The following is a 16,650-nucleotide window of genomic DNA, read 5'->3' as shown; positions in this document are numbered from 1 at the left end:
GGCGGAAGTCTTGAATTATCGACGCAGACCAAGCTTCTCGATCAGCGCACGGTAGCGGTTGATATCGGTGCGCTTGAGGTAATCGAGCAGGCTACGACGGGAGCCGATCATCATCTGCATGCCACGACGGGAGTGGTGATCGTGCTTGTGCTCCTTCAGGTGCTCGGTCAGATCGGCGATGCGCTTGGAGAGCAGGGCAACCTGGACCTCCGGGGAACCAGTGTCGCCCTCGTGGGTCGCGAACTCGTTGATGATCTGGGTCTTTTCTTCAGCCGTCAGTGCCACGGCATCCTCCTTATATTGCTGCGCGGTGCTGCCAGCCCAATGCCGACGCGCTCTCTATCCGCGGGCGAAACACGCCAAATGAACATGATACACGACGGCCTGACCAAAATCGCAAGCCCGATGTCTATCTTAGAGGTGCAACACCCCTGTTGGTCCTGCAATTCCAGCAGTTCGCCGGCGAATGCCCCGGCGGGCGCTCGAAGACGGGAACCCGTCCGGGAATCGGGAAACACGACGTCCTCCCGCCGCCACGCACCTTGATCGTGCCATTCAGCGGCTTACCACACTCGACGTGCAGGATGTCGTTATTATTCAGACACGCTCAGTCTCTTTCAACCCGCTGTTGGGCCAAATCCAAAGAAACACTGCCTTTCAGTTGCCCTAAGGCATGTAGCATGTTCGCGAAAACGGAATTCAACGCAGCGTCTTCTTAATTTCGCGCGCGAGATTCGCGTCCCACATGGCTCCGGTGGCGCTCATCACCGCGTTTGCGCCGGCCGCACGATACGCCTTATAGTCATCGGGGCGAATCACACCGCCAACACCCACAATGGCGAAGTCAACGCCGAGTTTCTCACGGATGGCGGAAAGCCTGCCGACCATGTCGAGACCGGCTCCGCGGATGGCGTTACCGCACACGCCGGAACGGTCGCGTCCGGCTCCCGGCAAGGCCTGATTGCCATTGGCGTCCACCAGGCGCGCCGAAATGGTGTTGATGGTGGAGAAGCCTTGCACAGCGCCACGGCCAACGGTTTCCTTGACCATGGTTTCCAGATCGGCATCGTTGGGAATGTACGCGAGTTTTACGATGAGCGGGCGATCGCCGATTTCGTTTTTCACAGCTTCCGTAATATCCCCCACCAGATGCGGGTCATGGCATAGCAGGCGATTGTGGCCTTCGTTCGGGCAGCTGGTATTCATTTCCATCAGTCCGGCTCCGGTTTCCGCAACCAGATGCGCGGTGGTGACGTGGTCCGCGATATACGCTTTGCGATCCATACCGTCCACGCGGGAACCTTGGAAGCTTGGCACGAGTAGCTGGCCGTCGCCGGCTTCGGCGATCGCTTTCTTCATGTCCGGCTGCCATTCGTCGGGATCGCGTGACGGCACTCCGAAACTGTTGGAAATCGAAATCGGAAGCTCGTATCGGGTATCGGCAAGCACGCCTTCGTCCAACTCGGCGCTGCCGGGAACCAACGACCCGTCCGCGTTCTTCGGATGCACGGCAAGCACGTTCGGGAACGCATTGCAACCCCACGCGCGGGAACGGACCGTCTTGTACACCGCCAAATCGAAGCCCATGCGGAAGGCGGCGGTGGTGAATCGCTCGTTCAGCAGCGGACCGGCAGGGATGCCGAACGGCAGGTTCACACGGAAGCCGAGGAATTCCTCCGCCTGATCGAACGACTGGGATTGAGTGGACTGCTCGGAGGCGTCGGCAGCGGAATCGTTCTTCAACGCTTCGACGAATGCGCCGAACGGCCCCTGCAGATAGTTGTCTTCATACGTGCGATTGACGTCATAAAACGGCGCGAAACCTTGGCTCATAGTGCTCTCCGAAGTTGTTCTTGTGTCATGTTGGATGTGCGATGTGAACGCGCGGGATATTGTATCCACTGTAACGCGCCATAATCCCCAAACGCCCGGCCCATCTCACCTACATGGCTTTCCACAGGTCGTTTCGGACCATTCAGTCTAAGCCAGCTCAACGAATCATCACTTTGCGCTCGTTTTACCATCATTTTATGTTTATGGAATTTGCCGTCGGCGGAGGGGACGGGAAACAGTGTCAAGATAAACAAAAAGCCCGGCTTGAATGCCGGGCTTGAAGAGGGGCAGAGGCGATGCCACAGCCATCCGTCGGGTGCGGCTAGATAATGCCGCGATCGGCCAACGGGCCTTGCCAGTTGGGGTATTCGCCTTCACGGGCGGATTCGATCGCCTGCTCCGGCTCCTGCTTGACGGGAAGGGTCTTCGGCTTGAACGGGAACTTCTCGGCACGCATCTTCTCGTATGCGGCGATGTCATCCTCATGCTGCAGTGTCAGATCGATGTCGTCGTAGCCGTTCATCAGACGCCAGCGCACGTAATCGCCCACCTCGAACGGCAGGGTCACGTCGCCGCAGGTCACCGTACGATCCTCCAGGCTCACGGTCATCTCGGTGCCCGGCTCCTCCTCGAGGAGCTTCCACAGCAGCTCGACGGATTCCTGCGGCATGATCGCGGCCAGCACACCGTTCTTGGCGGTGTTGCCATAGAAGATATCGGCGAAGCTCGGCGCGATGACCACACGGAAACCGTAGTCATGCAGCGCCCACACGGCATGCTCGCGGGAGGAGCCGATGCCGAATTCGGGGCCGGCCACCAAAATCTGCCCCTTGGCGTACTCGGGCTTGTTGAGCACGAACTCCGGGTCGCGGCGCCATGCGTAGAACAGCGCGTCGTCGAAACCGGTCTTCGTCACGCGCTTGAGGAATACGGCCGGAATGATCTGGTCGGTATCGACATTGGAACGGCGCAGCGGCACGCCAACGCCGGTAAGAGTGGTAAGTTTTTCCATTTCGAAAGTCCTTGGTTGTCTATCTCGGTCTACGGCTCAATGGGTTTACAGGTCGGCCGGGGAGGAAATCGTGCCACGGATGGCCGTGGCGGCCGCAACTGCCGGCGATGCCAGATGCGTGCGGGACCCCTTGCCCTGACGGCCTTCGAAGTTGCGGTTCGAGGTGGAGATGGAACGCTCGCGGGCGACCATCTTGTCGGGGTTCATACCCAGGCACATGGAACAGCCGGCGTTACGCCATTCGGCGCCGAAGTCCTTGAAGATCTTGTCGAGCCCTTCCTTTTCCGCCTGCAGGCGGACGCGGGACGATGCCGGCACCACGAGCACACGGTGGATGTTCTCGGCCTTGTGGTGGCCCTTCATAATGGATGCGGCCACGCGCAGGTCTTCGAGTCGGCCATTCGTGCAGGAGCCGATGAACACGGTGTCGACGGCGATGTCCTTGATCGCCATGCCGGGCTTGAGACCCATGTAGTCGATGGCGCGCCTGGCGGCGTTGCGTTCGGTCTCGTCCGCGATGGACTCGGGATCGGGCACGGTGGCGGAGATCGGGGCACCCTGGCCGGGGTTGGTGCCCCAGGTCACATACGGCTCAAGATCCTCGGCCTTGATGGTGACTTCTTTATCGAACACGGCGTCATCATCGGTCTTCAGGGTCTTCCAGTATTCGACGGCCTTGTCCCACATGTCACCTTCCGGCGCATGCGGACGCCCCTTGAGGTATTCGAAGGTGACCTCGTCCGGAGCGATCATGCCGGCACGGGCGCCTGCTTCGATGGACATGTTGCAGATGGTCATACGCGCGTCCATGGAGAGCTTCTTCAGCGCCTCGCCACGGTATTCGATCACATAGCCCTGGCCGCCGCCAGTGCCGATCTTGGCGATGATGGCCAGAATGATGTCCTTGGCGGTCACACCCTTCGGCAGCTCGCCTTCAATGTTGACGGCCATGGTCTTGAACGGCTTGAGGCTCAGGGTCTGCGTGGCCATCACATGTTCGACCTCGGAGGTGCCGATGCCGAAGGCCAATGCGCCGAACGCGCCATGGGTGGAGGTGTGCGAGTCGCCGCACACGATGGTCATGCCCGGCTGGGTGAGGCCCAGTACCGGGGCGAAGGCGTGCACGACGCCTTGGTCGGCGTCGCCCAGCGGGTGCAGGCGCACGCCGAATTCCTTGCAGTTCTTCTCGAGCGTGGTCAGCTGCAGCGAGCTGGTCTCGTCGGGGTTCGGCTTATCGATGTCGACGGTCGGGGTGTTGTGGTCCTCGGTGGCAATGAGCTGGTCAATGTGACGCGGCTTGCGTCCCGCCAGTCGCAGCCCCTCGAACGCCTGCGGGCTTGTGACTTCGTGCATAAGCATCAGGTCGATGTACAGCAGATCGGGCGCTCCGTCATCGCCCTTGCGTACCAAATGATCGGCCCAGACCTTTTCGGCCAGTGTCGTTCCCATGGAAATCCTCCTGAATTTTCACGCTAACTCTTGCGTTTGCTTCTTGTTCGTGGTACTAGCCTATGGTGCGTATCACATATCGCCCGTTATGCGGTCGGATATTGAGACATGCCCCACAAGGCCGAACAATGAGATATTTCCTGATTTGCCATTTCACTATGTGAGATGGCATAATCACAGTATTATGACTGCTGCTGAGAACGATATCACACCGCAAAACGGCGAATTCGCCCCCGCGAATCAGGCACTTGCCTCCACTCCGAAGGACAATGAAATCCATTCCGGCGTTGGGGTGCTTGACAAGACCGTAAAAATCCTCGACGCCCTCGAATCGGGCCCGTCCACCCTGGGGCAACTGGTAAGTGCCACGGGTCTCGCCCGTCCTACCGCGCACCGCCTGGCCATTGCGCTTGAACGCCATCGCTTCGTATTGCGCGACCAGCATGGCCGTTTCGTGCTCGGTTCCCGGTTCGCGGAACTCGCCGCCGCCGCAGGCGAGGATCGGCTGCTTACCGCCGCCGGCCCGATCCTGCAAACACTGCTTGACCGCACCGGCGAATCCGCACAGATCTATCGCCGTCAGGGAGACCAGAGAGTCTGCATCGCCGCAGTCGAACGCGCATCCGGATTGCGTGATTCCATCCCGGTAGGCGCCATGCTTTCGATGGAGGCCGGTTCGGCCGCACAAATTCTGCTGGCATGGGAGGACTCCGACCGCCTGCATCAGGGATTGCGCCATGCCAAGTTCAACGCCGCCAAGCTTGCCCAGGTACGCAAGCGCGGATGGTCCGAATCCGTCAACGAACGTGAGGAGGGCGTCGCTTCGATTTCGGCACCGATTCGCAACGCCTCCGGCCAGGTGATCGCCGCCATCTCCATTTCCGGTCCGATCGGCCGCATGGGCACCACCCCGGGCCGCCGCTACGCACCGCTGGTGATGGCCGCAGGCCGCTATCTCACCGACGCGCTGATCAAGGCTTCCGCAGGGCGCTGATCAGTTCCTCGACTCCATATTCTTACAGCTGGGGCGTGCAACCTCCATACAGGTTGCACGCCCCAGCCGTATCTCGTCATCTGATTCCCGCATCGTCGTGTTCACCGAACGTTACGGCAGCGGAGCACAATCAGCGCCCATGCCTGCCGAACAGGCCGAACAGCCTGGACCACAGCGACGGCCTGCGCAGCAGATCGTCGCCTTCGCCATCCTGCGGCGGCTTGGCGTTGATCGCATAGGTGTACGCCTTCTTGGAACTGGGCTTGCCTATCAGCTCCCCGAACGCCAGCAGCTGCGTACGAGGCTCGTACGGGTGGCGAATGTCGAATTCGATCAGACGAGTCGCACGATGGTCGGGCGCCGGCCCATACGTATCGAATCCGCAGGTCGGCGTGGCGATCAGCATCGTTCCGTCAACGTTCCCGACAAAGCCGTTGCGATGATCATGCCCGGCCGAAACGCCGACAAGACCGTCATGCAGCATGGCGAATTCGTCGGAGACATCAGGGCAGCTGATGCCCTCCCCCATATATCCGCCGATCTGGGCCTTGTTCTCGTCGAGCACGTAATACTGGTCCGCATGCGCACGATACCCCTGCATGGCGTATGCCGTGGTGGGGGCGACCGGTTTCAGCAGATCGTAGTACTGCGGAAGCGGCATATGCTGGAACAGCATCATCCTAGCCCCCGTGCGGCGCGGAACGGTTTGCAGGAAAGCCAGCGCCTCATGGTCGGGCGAGGCGAATCCGCCGCCCTGCGCATAGCTGCCGGAATCGAGCAACGCCAATGCGAGCACGTTTGAGGCGCCTTCCAGCCCCAGTACCGGCAGGGCGAATGTGCCGGGGGCGAAGGGAATAATCACCTGCTCAGGCAGTACACTGCCATCACCGGCGCAAAAGCCCCCGGTGTCATCGGCCGCTTCGGCATCGCAGGCGGACGCCGGCGGGTTCAGACAGCCCGGGAACGTGCGGTATATCTCGTTGAGCTGCGCGTTGGTCAGCCCGCACTGAAAATCATGGTTGCCGAACGTGACGGCGAAAGGCACTTCGCGTTCGATAAGCGGTGCCAGAAACTGCGCAATGACGTCATGCACCTTCTGCCGCGTACGCGCCAATGCCGCGTCGTTCCTTTCCCGGGCGCTCCACAGGCGTTTGGTGAACGTTTCGGCGAACGCCGGATCATACCCCGCGATCTGATTGCCGGTAAAGACCACCACGTCGGGGCGCACGGTGTCAAGAGACGTCTCGATCAGGGAAACGGTGTCTTGGGAGACCCTCGCCCCAACCTGAATATCGGAAACCTGCAACACCCTGAATTTTCCGGAATTATGGAACTGCAGCCGCCCCAGTCGCGCCGACACCGACACCGGGCGCCCATCGCCTTCTTCGGCGGGCTTGATCCTCGGCTTGCTGGACAGGTTTTCCGGCATGTGTTGTGTTTCCGTCATGCTCTCCACTGTATCCCATCACCATATGGGCATGCGATGCAAACTCCCGTAGAAACAAAAAACCCTCGCTTCCGCGAGGGCTATTGGCTGGGATGCCTGGACTCGAACCAAGAATGGCTGAACCAGAATCAGCTGTGTTGCCAATTACACCACATCCCAATTTGGCAGGCGTGGCAACTTCGAAAAGTTGTCCGTCGTACCCCCAACCGGATTTGAACCGGTGTTGGCGCCGTGAGAGGGCGTAGTCCTAGACCGCTAGACGATGGGGGCTTAACTTATGCGCCGCAGTTCTCAGCTGTGCTGTATGAACCGCAACGAGTGATTAATATACGCGGGTTCACCACCATATGCAACTTACGGCGTGTCGCCTTTGTTTTCAACGATTCCACTGCACAAAAGCCGGCAACACCGCACACCCCACACGGCGAACGCGCAGGCATCGCACGGCATATCGCCTCCGCAAACGGCAATGGCCGGCGTATCACCGCGGATACGCCGGCCATCAATCGCACAGGCTCATGCAGCCCCGTGGAATCACAGGTGCTCGCGCAGCCCCTTAAGACGAGCCATGGAAACATCCTTGCCGACGATCTCCATGGATTCGAACAGCGGTGGGCTCACGCGGCGGCCGCTCATGGCCACACGCACCGGGCCGAACGCCAGACGCGGCTTGTAGCCGCCCTCCTCCACCAGCGCCTTGTTCAGCGTCTCATGCAGGTTGTCGGTCTTCCAATCGTCCTCGGCGACACCCTCAAGCGCGGCGATGGCCTTGTCGAGCACTTCGGGAGCGGATTCCTTCAGCTGCTTCTTGGCATCGGCGGCAGGCTCGATATAGCCTTCCTCGCTCAGCAAGGAGCCGACCATGCCCGCAACCTCGCTCAGCAGACGCACACGCGGCTGGACAAGCGGAGCGGCGGCAGTGAGGATCTCGCGCTCACGATCGGTCAGGGCATCCCACGAATCGGCGGACACCACGCCGTCGCGCTTAAGGTACGGCACGGCACGGTTCAGGAAGTCCTGCGGCTCGAGCATACGGATATGCTCGGCGTTGATGGAGATGGCCTTGTCGATGTCGAAACGGGCCGGGTTGGCCTTCACGTCGCGCACATCGAACTTCTCGATCATTTCGTCCATGGAGAACACATCACGGTCGGGGGCGATGGACCAACCCAGCAGCGCCAGGTAGTTCAGCAGACCCTCGCGGATGAAGCCGTTGTCGCGATGCAGGAACAGGTTGGATTCCGGATCGCGCTTGGAAAGCTTCTTGTTGCCCTGGCCCATCACGTACGGCATATGGCCGAACAGTGGCATCTCCTTGGCCACGCCCAGCTCGATCAGGTAACGGTAGAGCACGATCTGGCGCGGAGTGGAGCTCAGCAGATCCTCGCCGCGCAGCACCACGTTGATGCGCATCATCGCATCATCGACCGGATTGGTCAGCGTGTACAGCGGATCGCCGTTCGGGCGCACGATCACGTAATCGGGCACGGAGCCGGCCTTGAATTCGATACGGCCACGGATCAGATCGTCGAAGGCCACATCCTCATCGGGCATGCGGATACGCAGAGCGGGCTTACGGCCTTCCGCACGGAAAGCGGCCTTCTGCTCCTCGGTAAGGTTGCGGTCGTAGCCGTCGTAGCCGAAAGCCTTCGGGCGGCCGGCGGCCACATTGCGGGCCTCGATCTCTTCGGGAGTGGAGAAGGATTCGTAGGCATAGCCGGCTTCGAGCAGCTTGGCCGCGACATCCTTGTAGATGTCGCCGCGCTCGGACTGACGGTACGGGCCGTCCGGCCCACCGACGTTGATGCCCTCGTCCCAATCGACGCCGAGCCAGTTCAACGCCTCGATGATCTGGTTGTAGCTTTCCTCGGAATCACGCTGGGCGTCGGTGTCTTCGATACGGAACACGAAAGTGCCCTTGGTATGGCGTGCCTCAGCCCAGTTGAACAGGGCGGTACGGACCATGCCGACGTGCGGAATGCCGGTCGGGGACGGGCAGAAGCGCACGCGAACGTTTTCGGGAAGTTCTGGTTTAGTATGTTCAGCTTCAGTCATAGGCTCCATTGTGCCGCGCAAGAGGGACGAGCCCCGTCGCACCCGCACGAATAAGACCGCCATATCGTCAATTCACCGCTTTCAGCGAACACCCAGCAACTCCACAGAGCGCTCCCCGAGCATTTCACACGGTTTTTGCAACGCCTGACACCGCCAACAGTACAATGGCAAGCAGTTGCCCAGCGCAGGGCATCCAACTGAAGGAGGACAGGCATGTCGATTCCCAACGCCTCACCGCAACCGCAGCAACCAGCCACGCCGCAATACCAGCAGGGCGCGCCCAACCCCTATATGCAGAACGCGCCGCAACCCCCTGTCGCCGCGGTTCCGCTCGACCAGCCGTATTACGGCTGCCCATTCCCCGAGGCGTTCATCCGCTTCTGGAAGAAATACGCCACCTTCAAAGGGCGCGCCTCCCGCAGCGAGTTCTGGTGGTTCATGCTTGCCGACGTCATCATCACGTTCATGCTCAGCGCCATCGCAAACGCCGTGGATCAGCTCAGCTTCCTGCCGGCACTGTGGGCCCTGGCCACGTTCGTCCCCTCGATTGCCCTAGCCACCCGGCGACTGCACGACACGAACAAATCCGGTTGGTGGCTCTTCGGTTACTACGCCCTATCAACAGTAGTCATCATCACCTTCTTCACCACGGTAACCATGTCGATCGTTTCGCTACTGAAATACAACCGCAATTGCCTCGTCGGCTCATACGGCATGTACAGTGCGAACGCCTTCGGCACACCCAACGGCATAACCCCGGAATCAGTCTCCAACTGCCTCGCCTCCAGCGGAATCATGCAATCCGGCATCATACTGGCGATCTGCTTTATCATCGGCCTCGCGCTGAGCATCACCTATATCGTGTTCATGGCAATGGCGCCCAAGCCCGAAGGCGCACGTTTTGACGCTCGCGCCGCCCAGCCGCAGATGTCCGCACCGCTATACGGCGCACCCGCATACGGCACCACCGCCTACGGGGCGCCAGCCTACGGAACGCCCACATACGGGCAGCCAGCCAACCAAGGACCCGTCTACGCCGCCCCCACCGCACCAACCGCCCCCATGACTCCTACCCCCATGACTCCCGGCACCATGAACGCCCCGATGTACCAGCAGAATCCGGTGGCCCCCGCCGCCACACAGCCGGCGCCAACGGACTCCCCGTCACCGGCATACCAGGTGCCGCCCATTCCGGCGATGCCTCCCATGCCCCAATCGGAGCCTGCATACGGGCAGAACACGCAGAGCGCACCGAATCCGATTGACACCGGCAACACCTTCGATCCGACCGACGCCGGCCAAATCCCCTTCGATGCCACGGAGCAGCACACGCTCAACGAAAAGCCTCAGACGGAACAGGACGAGATGCACGGCACCAGCGCCGACGAAAACGCTCGTCAATAGCAACACCGGGGGTTCCCACACGTTGAGCCCCCAAGAATCCAAGACAATCACAAGGTGATGCCCCCGCTCACAGCAACGGGGGCATCACCCATATTCAAAGCAGATGACGTCCGGCACGACGGCCACGCATACAAATGCAGTCCCACGCCAGTGCCGTCCCCACAATCACTTATCGGCGAATTTAGCCGCCAACTCGCGCTTGTTCCGCTCCTCGTCCTCCGCCTTGGCACGCTGCTTGGCCTCATCCGGATCCCACAGCACATTCTCGCGATGCCGACGCCATTCAGCGGCAGCGAGCGGGGCGATGAACTCGACCGTGGCGCCCATCGTATCACTGGCATTCCAGCGGACCTCCGCCAAACCCAGGATCTGCTCATCAGTCAGGCAGATTCTGGGAACCGCACACTCCTCACGCCACTCATTGACATACAACAACACTGGCAGCGAGCGCACAGCGGCCTCATGCGCATCACCCACCCCAGCCGAGACAACACCCAACAGAGCGTCGCATACGGCGAGCGCCGCGGCGAAACGTTCAGCCATGGGCGCGTTCGCCACCTGTGCGGCATACGACGTGGCGCTCGCGATCGCATCGTTCACTGCCAGCACCGTATCATTGCCCCATCCAGCGCCCAATGCCTGAGCTGCCTCGGCTACCAGGTCGGTTTCGCGGTCACGCGCATAATCCTCCATCACCTCGTACGCTTCGTCGGCGGCGAGCAGCGCATCGACAATCGCCTGCGGCCTTCCCGGAATGGCGTCGGCACCCTCGTACACGAACTCGGCGTCGGCAGGGGTAACATCCATGCCCGTCAGCACACGTGCGAAGGCAAGCGTGAACCGCACCTGCAGGTCTTCCGTATATTTTGCGTCATTGTCCATCTGCAGCGCACTGCCCAACGGCCATAACGCAGTAAGCTCTTCGGCGGAACGCGCCGCTTCGCGCACTTCCGGCAGGTCTGCGATACGCCTGATTTCCGTTTCGTTCAATGCAATGGTCATCATGCCTCCCATGCTGGTATCCACAGGTATACGCTACTCCACGTCGGCAGCCGGATCGACGTATGCAATCGATACCATGCGCCCGGTCTCATTGCTGTAGGTGATGGATGTGATCGAGGCGAGCGCAGTATGGCGCAACAACATCCAGTGTTCCGGATGGCCGGTTTCCAGCATGTGCCGGTAGCTGAAAATCGGCGACTCATGACTGACCACGATAATGTGCCGCCCGGGGAACTCACGCACCTTTTCGTCTGCGAATCCGCTTACGCGTGCGGCGATCTGCCGGTAGGTCTCGCCCCAGCTCGGCTTGTAGAGGTTGGTGACAAGCTTCCAGTTGCCGTTGCGCCACAAGGCCCCCTCGCCATGACCGATGCGTTTGCCGCGGAATTCGTTGCGCGCTTCGATGATGCGCTCGTCGGTGACGAGTTCCAGCGGCTGCTCGCCACGGGATTCACGCACCGGGTTGAGCGCCTGCAGGATGATGCCGGCGGTTTCGCGAGTGCGGTCGAGCGGCGAGGAGAATACGGCGACCGACTGGTTCATGGACGGGTCCGCGGCAATGTATGCGCCGGTCGCCTCGGCCATGCGACGGCCTCGGTCGGAGAGGTGGAAATCGGGCAGACGCTCGTAAAGCAGATGATCGGGGTTGTATACCTTGCCATGACGGACGAAATGGATGGTGGTCGTGCTCACAGCGCTTCCTTTCCACAGCCGGACCATGCCCGGAGAAGATGAAAAATCTTCTTCCAATGTACCGCGAGCGCACCGCGTGTCATGCCCGTTTTGCGTCGTGTCAAACGATTAGAGTTGCCGTGACGCAAATATGCAGACGCAAACTTTGCGCGACCATGGACAATCAACACATCATTCGATGAGGGCTTCGCATGCGGCGAATCGCATGCGAGGGACATCCAATCGGGAGCGGAAAGGAGCGTGGGTGCTGCTATGTCCAATCAAGTACTAGCCGGGTTGAAGGATGTCGGCCACAAAGTGTTCGGAGGCTATGCGGAACTGCTACGCATACCGCATACCGCACGATTCTCGGTCGGCTCCGTCATCGCCTGTATGCCCTTCCCCATGGTGGGCATGACCATCACCATCGCCGTGCAGCATTATTACGGCAATTACTCTCTTGCCGGCGCATTGTCCGCGGTACAGGCCATTGCCTTGGCCGCCGCGAGCCCCATACTGGGCAAGCTGGTCGACAAGTTCGGTCAGCGCCAGGTGTCGATTCCCACCATCATCGTGTGGATGATCGCCGCGACCGCGTTGATCACCAGCATTCAATCCCATGCGCCGGAATGGGTGTTGTTCTGCATCACGCCGTTCATGGCGGCCATTCCGCCGTGGGGTGCGATGAGCCGCCAGCGTTGGACGAACCAGCTCAAAGGCGATACCGAGAAGACGAACCGCGCGCTTTCGCTGTGTGGCGTGTTCGACGAATGCATGTGGGTGATCGGCAATCCGCTCGCCTCGACGCTGGCCGTGATCTCCGGCCTGCTGGCGTTCTCGTTCACCGGCATGTGCGTGATCGTCGGCGCGTTGATGTTCCTGACCGAGCTGTCCACCGAACCGAAATCGCAGACGCAGCTGGCTCGCGAGGCCGGACTGACCCGCAAGCAGTACCGCGAGCGCGAAGCCGCGCGCGCCGAGGCCCTGCAGGCTGAGACAGCCGTGGAATACGCACGCGACAAGGCACGGTCCGAAGGCAAAAGCGAGGCTGAGATCAAGGCCGCAATGGCCAAAGCCGAAGCCGATGTGCTGGCCGGCAAGAAGGAGTCGATCTGGGGCCCGGGTCTGATTGCCGTATGCGTCACCTGGTTCGGCTTGGGCGCCTTCCAAAGCGCAGCAGGCATTTCGATCGTCTCGTTCGCCACCGAGGCGAATATGAAACAATACACCGGCTTCGTATTCGCATGCTTTTCGTTCAGCTCGCTGCTGGGAGCCCTGTTCTATGGCGCGAAGAACTGGGCGATTCCGTTGTGGAAGCGTTTCTACTTCTGCCTGATCATAGTGAATCTAGGCATCGGATCGTTCCTGTTCGCCAAGCACCTGTGGGTGATTATGATCATCTATCTGCTTATCGGCGTATGCCAGGCTCCGACCTGGGTGAACGGCAATCAGCTGATGCTGCACCTGGTGCCGCCCACGCGCTTTACCGAAGGTATGGCCTGGATGGGTGCGATGAACTCCATCGGCGGCTCGATGGGTTCCGCCATCGCCGGCCAGTTCATCGACCGTATGGGGTCGCATGGCGGCTTCCTGGTGGTTACCGTGCTGGCTTTGGCTTCGTTGCTGATCGCGTTCATCGGCTTCAAGCAGATCAAGGATTCGACCGAGCAGCCGATGCTTACGCAGATCAACGAGTAACGGCATCAATCACTACGATCAGCACATAACGGTTCGATTCGAACAGCAGGTGCGCAAATACACGAATGGCGGGTGTGGCTTGAACCACACCCGCCATATGCATGCTGCGCGTATTCACGCGTCGATCCGCAAAACGGATTCCGATAATCGACTACTTCGGCCAGCCCTTGGGCGTATGCTCCAACGACCACAGACCCAGCTTATGCGAGAAGCTGTTCTCCCACTTGGATTCCAGCTCTTCGGCCGTCAGGCGATTCTCCTTCTTCTTCAAACGGTTCATCGCATTGGTGTGCGTGTCATCCAGCAGCCATTTGCGGGTCAGGAAGTTCCACACCATCACCACGGCGGTGGCGATAAGCTTGCCCACATTGGTGCGGATCAGGTATTCGGTGCTCTGCGACACGTAGGCGTCATGGTTCATGCCATAGGTGGAAATCCAGATGATGGCGTCGTTCATGAACAGGCCGATCACGGCACCGATCACGAAGATGACAATCTCCATCCAACGCGCCATGTCGTCGCGATGCTTGAACACGACCTTCATGCTGGCCACATAATTGAAGATCAGGGAGATGATGAAGGAGATGGTGGCGGCAAGCACATTGTGCATGTGGAACAGACCCACCAGAAGATTCAGGATGCCCCAGTCGATGATGAACGCAATCACACCCACGATGCCGAATTTCATCAGCTGTTCAATCAGTTTTTTCACACCGAACATTAAACACGTCCGTTACGACGCAAGCCGCCACTGACCGAAACAACTGCACAGAACCTGTGCTTCTGCCTACATTTTCGCGAGCATTTGAAAATCCCGCCGATTATGATGGAAGGCGTATTGCACCGTTTACCGTATTGGAGGGATTATGCCCGTCATCCACACCCATGTTTCCGTGTCCACCACCCCCGCACAGCGCGAGGCGCTGAAAACCGCCTATGGCAAGGCCATCACCGCCGTACCGGGTAAGTCCGAAGGCTGGCTGATGTGCCCATTCGAGGACAATATGCCAATCTACTTCGGCGGCGACGATTCCAAGCCCGCGGCCTATGTGGAGGTGAACGTGTTCGGCCGTTCCGTGCCGGGTTCCGCCTGGGAGAAGCTGACCGAGCAGATCATGGCCGCGCTGGGCAAGGAGCTCGGCATTCCGGCCGACCGCACCTACATCCGCTACACCGCCACCACCGACTGGGGCTGGAACGGCGGAAACTTCTGATCAAGCGGCGTTCGACAACGTTCCGCCGTTCCTTCAAGGTTTGTCTATAATCACGGTCCACCGGTACAGCCACGGCACCACCTACAGATTATGTAACCGTCAAATAAAAAAAAACGTTGGAAAACCGCCATTCTTGGCAACATCGCCATGATTTTCCGGGGTACTCGTCAAATAAACGTGGAGCACAAGGCCAGCGGAAGTTGGCACCCCGTACGCGAAAAGGCCGCTGACCCCGCAATGCGGAGCCAGCGGCCTTGCTGTACTGCCGTCGCGCGGGCCCGGAATAACAAGCCGCACGACAGGCCGACTGCCGATCAGACGATCTTCGGCATCGGCGTGGTCAGCGACGTGGTGAGGTTCACATGCACCAGGCCAGCACCGGCATGCACCTCCACCTTCTTCAGGGTAACGGTGCGTTCATGCTCCGGAGCACGGTCGTTGTCGGTCATAGTGGCCGGGGACTTCACCGCGACCAACGCCAAGTCGCCCAAGTTCATGCCTGCGCTGGCGCACAGATCGGTCGCAGCCTGCAGCGATTCGACGAAACCGTCCTTCAGCACCACACGCTCGGCCGGAACACCATACGCATGTTCGGCGACCCAACGCACGTTCTCCACCAGAGCCATGCCCTTATGGCTGTGCGGTTCGGCCGGCATGGAACCGTTCATCACAGCGTCAACGAACGCGTCAAGCTGCGGGGCAAGCGCGTCGCCGCCATCGCGGAACAGGTTGCCCACAATCGGCTCACGGAACTCGAGATCCTTCGCAGTGGCCTTGAGCGCCGGAACCTGATCATCCTCGCCTTCCCACAGGTTGATCAGCGGGAACGTAGGAATATCAAGACCTTCCAGACGCTGCACATGGAACGGGTAGCGCCATGCCAGATCGGGATCGTCACGCCAGGTGGAGGCGCGGGTCACCACAATGGCAGCGGACGGCCACTGGGCCCCATACTCGCGGCAGGCGATGTCGAGCCATTTCTGCGCACCGGCGTCGGTGCCGTAGCCAGCCTCGACGATCACCACATCATGCAGAGCGCAGGCCATCTCCACGGAAACCAGCGTCGGAATGCCGATGGACACGTTGGCGAACGGGCCGCCGTGCACGTACACCGGGGAGCCATTGACGGTCTCCGTCTTGGCAGGCTTGACGGCATCGCCAAGAATGCCGGTGATGCGCCACAGATCGACGAACTCGCCGAAAGTCACGGCCTTGCCGTCCTTCGTGCCGGCGATCATCTTGGACACACGCTCGGAGATCTCGTCCATGGAACGGGACAGCACCACGATCTGCATAAGCTCGCAGGTCGGAGTAAGCACCACACGTTCGGCCACATCGCCCTTGCCACGGTCAACGGCGATCTGACGCAGCGAGCGGGACGGCACTTCGGAAACACGCGGCACGAGAATCGTGTCAAGCTTGCCTTCGTCCACAGCCTTCTCCGCAAAGGAGACCAGCAGATTCTGAGCAGCCTCGATAGCGCCCATCTCACCGCACAGACCCCAGTCGATCAGCTCCGGGTGGGTCAGGGACGCCTTGCCGCCGCCGGAGGCACCGCCCTTGGAACCGGCTGCGGTGATGCCCATGCTCGGCTGGCGTAGCACTGCCGCCGCGTCAATGCCACGCTCGTTCAACGCATCGATCAACGCGATGGTGGTAGTGGTCTTGCCTTCGCCACGGCTCGCCTTCAACGGCGTATCGGCGGTGACCAGCACGACCTTGCCGTGCTTGCGCGGAGCATCCGGATTGTTCTTCAGATAATCGAGATAGCCGAAAGCGTCGATCTTCTGCACCAGGCCGTACTGGCTGGTGAAGTCCTCAATGGAAGTCATGCGTTATGGTCCTTTCTGTGTTTTCCTCTTGCAGTGTT

The 16,650-nt window shown here is 60.3% G+C and carries 14 protein-coding genes and 2 tRNA genes; 4 read left to right on the top strand and 12 right to left on the bottom strand.

Translation table 11 applies throughout. The features are described from left to right. Nucleotides 1-15 precede the first annotated feature (15 nt). The 4 genes from rpsO to leuC all read right to left on the bottom strand — a co-directional run bounded on the left by rpsO (nucleotide 16) and on the right by leuC (nucleotide 4,294). Complete coding sequence (gene rpsO / locus BBAG_RS01525) at nucleotides 16-285, bottom strand: 30S ribosomal protein S15 (RefSeq protein WP_003827663.1); 270 nt, start codon at nucleotides 283-285, stop codon at nucleotides 16-18. A 414-nt stretch (nucleotides 286-699) separates the two neighbouring features. Continuing rightward, nucleotides 700-1,833 carry a beta/alpha barrel domain-containing protein gene (locus BBAG_RS01520; RefSeq protein ID WP_003827662.1) on the bottom strand — a complete coding sequence of 378 codons (1,134 nt, stop codon included), beginning with the start codon at nucleotides 1,831-1,833 and terminating at the stop codon, nucleotides 700-702. 322 nt (nucleotides 1,834-2,155) lie between these two features. Continuing rightward, entirely contained in the window at nucleotides 2,156-2,845 is a 690-nt protein-coding gene (gene leuD, locus BBAG_RS01515; RefSeq protein WP_003827660.1) for a 3-isopropylmalate dehydratase small subunit, read from the bottom strand. A gap of 45 nt (nucleotides 2,846-2,890) precedes the next feature. Next, nucleotides 2,891-4,294 (bottom strand): 3-isopropylmalate dehydratase large subunit, encoded by a 1,404-nt coding sequence (gene leuC / locus BBAG_RS01510; protein WP_003827659.1) that lies wholly within the window; start codon nucleotides 4,292-4,294, stop codon nucleotides 2,891-2,893. A gap of 184 nt (nucleotides 4,295-4,478) precedes the next feature. Between leuC and BBAG_RS01505 the strand changes: the two genes are divergently transcribed. Beyond that, entirely contained in the window at nucleotides 4,479-5,288 is an 810-nt protein-coding gene (locus tag BBAG_RS01505) for an IclR family transcriptional regulator (protein WP_033508872.1), read from the top strand. Nucleotides 5,289-5,418: 130 nt separating this feature from the next. Here BBAG_RS01505 and BBAG_RS01500 read toward each other — a convergent pair whose 3' ends face one another. From BBAG_RS01500 to gltX, 4 genes are all read right to left on the bottom strand, one after another. Next, nucleotides 5,419-6,735: a metallophosphoesterase gene (locus tag BBAG_RS01500; RefSeq protein ID WP_003827656.1), complete on the bottom strand. Its 1,317-nt coding sequence runs from the start codon at nucleotides 6,733-6,735 to the stop codon at nucleotides 5,419-5,421. Nucleotides 6,736-6,819: 84 nt separating this feature from the next. After that, nucleotides 6,820-6,894 (bottom strand) — tRNA-Gln (locus tag BBAG_RS01495). Between the two features lie 38 nt (nucleotides 6,895-6,932). After that, nucleotides 6,933-7,005, bottom strand: a tRNA-Glu gene (locus BBAG_RS01490). A 264-nt stretch (nucleotides 7,006-7,269) separates the two neighbouring features. Continuing rightward, complete coding sequence (gene gltX, locus BBAG_RS01485; RefSeq protein WP_033508874.1) at nucleotides 7,270-8,790, bottom strand: glutamate--tRNA ligase; 1,521 nt, start codon at nucleotides 8,788-8,790, stop codon at nucleotides 7,270-7,272. A 213-nt stretch (nucleotides 8,791-9,003) separates the two neighbouring features. Here gltX and BBAG_RS01480 point away from each other — a divergent pair, with 213 nt between their 5' ends. Beyond that, complete coding sequence (locus BBAG_RS01480; protein ID WP_003827653.1) at nucleotides 9,004-10,194, top strand: DUF805 domain-containing protein; 1,191 nt, start codon at nucleotides 9,004-9,006, stop codon at nucleotides 10,192-10,194. 165 nt (nucleotides 10,195-10,359) lie between these two features. On the opposite strand, the gene BBAG_RS01470 is transcribed toward BBAG_RS01480, so the two are convergent. Together BBAG_RS01470 and BBAG_RS01465 are read right to left on the bottom strand one after the other, a co-directional pair. Then, nucleotides 10,360-11,196, bottom strand: coding sequence for a hypothetical protein (locus BBAG_RS01470; protein ID WP_033508878.1), 837 nt, complete (start codon nucleotides 11,194-11,196; stop codon nucleotides 10,360-10,362). Nucleotides 11,197-11,229: 33 nt separating this feature from the next. Beyond that, nucleotides 11,230-11,889 (bottom strand): histidine phosphatase family protein, encoded by a 660-nt coding sequence (locus tag BBAG_RS01465; RefSeq protein WP_033508880.1) that lies wholly within the window; start codon nucleotides 11,887-11,889, stop codon nucleotides 11,230-11,232. A 252-nt stretch (nucleotides 11,890-12,141) separates the two neighbouring features. Here BBAG_RS01465 and BBAG_RS01460 point away from each other — a divergent pair, with 252 nt between their 5' ends. After that, on the top strand, nucleotides 12,142-13,566 hold the full coding sequence (locus tag BBAG_RS01460) for an MFS transporter (protein ID WP_003827647.1): 1,425 nt from the start codon (nucleotides 12,142-12,144) through the stop codon (nucleotides 13,564-13,566). A 151-nt stretch (nucleotides 13,567-13,717) separates the two neighbouring features. On the opposite strand, the gene BBAG_RS01455 is transcribed toward BBAG_RS01460, so the two are convergent. Further along, the gene (locus BBAG_RS01455; RefSeq protein WP_033508913.1) at nucleotides 13,718-14,254 is read right to left on the bottom strand and encodes a GtrA family protein; all 537 of its coding nucleotides are present in this window, start codon (nucleotides 14,252-14,254) and stop codon (nucleotides 13,718-13,720) included. Nucleotides 14,255-14,432: 178 nt separating this feature from the next. Here BBAG_RS01455 and BBAG_RS01450 point away from each other — a divergent pair, with 178 nt between their 5' ends. Next, nucleotides 14,433-14,780: a phenylpyruvate tautomerase MIF-related protein gene (locus tag BBAG_RS01450; protein ID WP_003827643.1), complete on the top strand. Its 348-nt coding sequence runs from the start codon at nucleotides 14,433-14,435 to the stop codon at nucleotides 14,778-14,780. Nucleotides 14,781-15,094: 314 nt separating this feature from the next. On the opposite strand, the gene BBAG_RS01445 is transcribed toward BBAG_RS01450, so the two are convergent. Further along, nucleotides 15,095-16,612, bottom strand: coding sequence for a formate--tetrahydrofolate ligase (locus BBAG_RS01445; protein WP_003827642.1), 1,518 nt, complete (start codon nucleotides 16,610-16,612; stop codon nucleotides 15,095-15,097). Nucleotides 16,613-16,650 lie beyond the last annotated feature (38 nt).

Source organism: Bifidobacterium angulatum DSM 20098 = JCM 7096 (assembly GCF_001025155.1).
GTDB lineage: Bacteria > Actinomycetota > Actinomycetes > Actinomycetales > Bifidobacteriaceae > Bifidobacterium > Bifidobacterium angulatum.
Note: the sequence above shows the minus strand (reverse complement) of the source record. Positions and strands in the feature narration are given on the sequence as shown.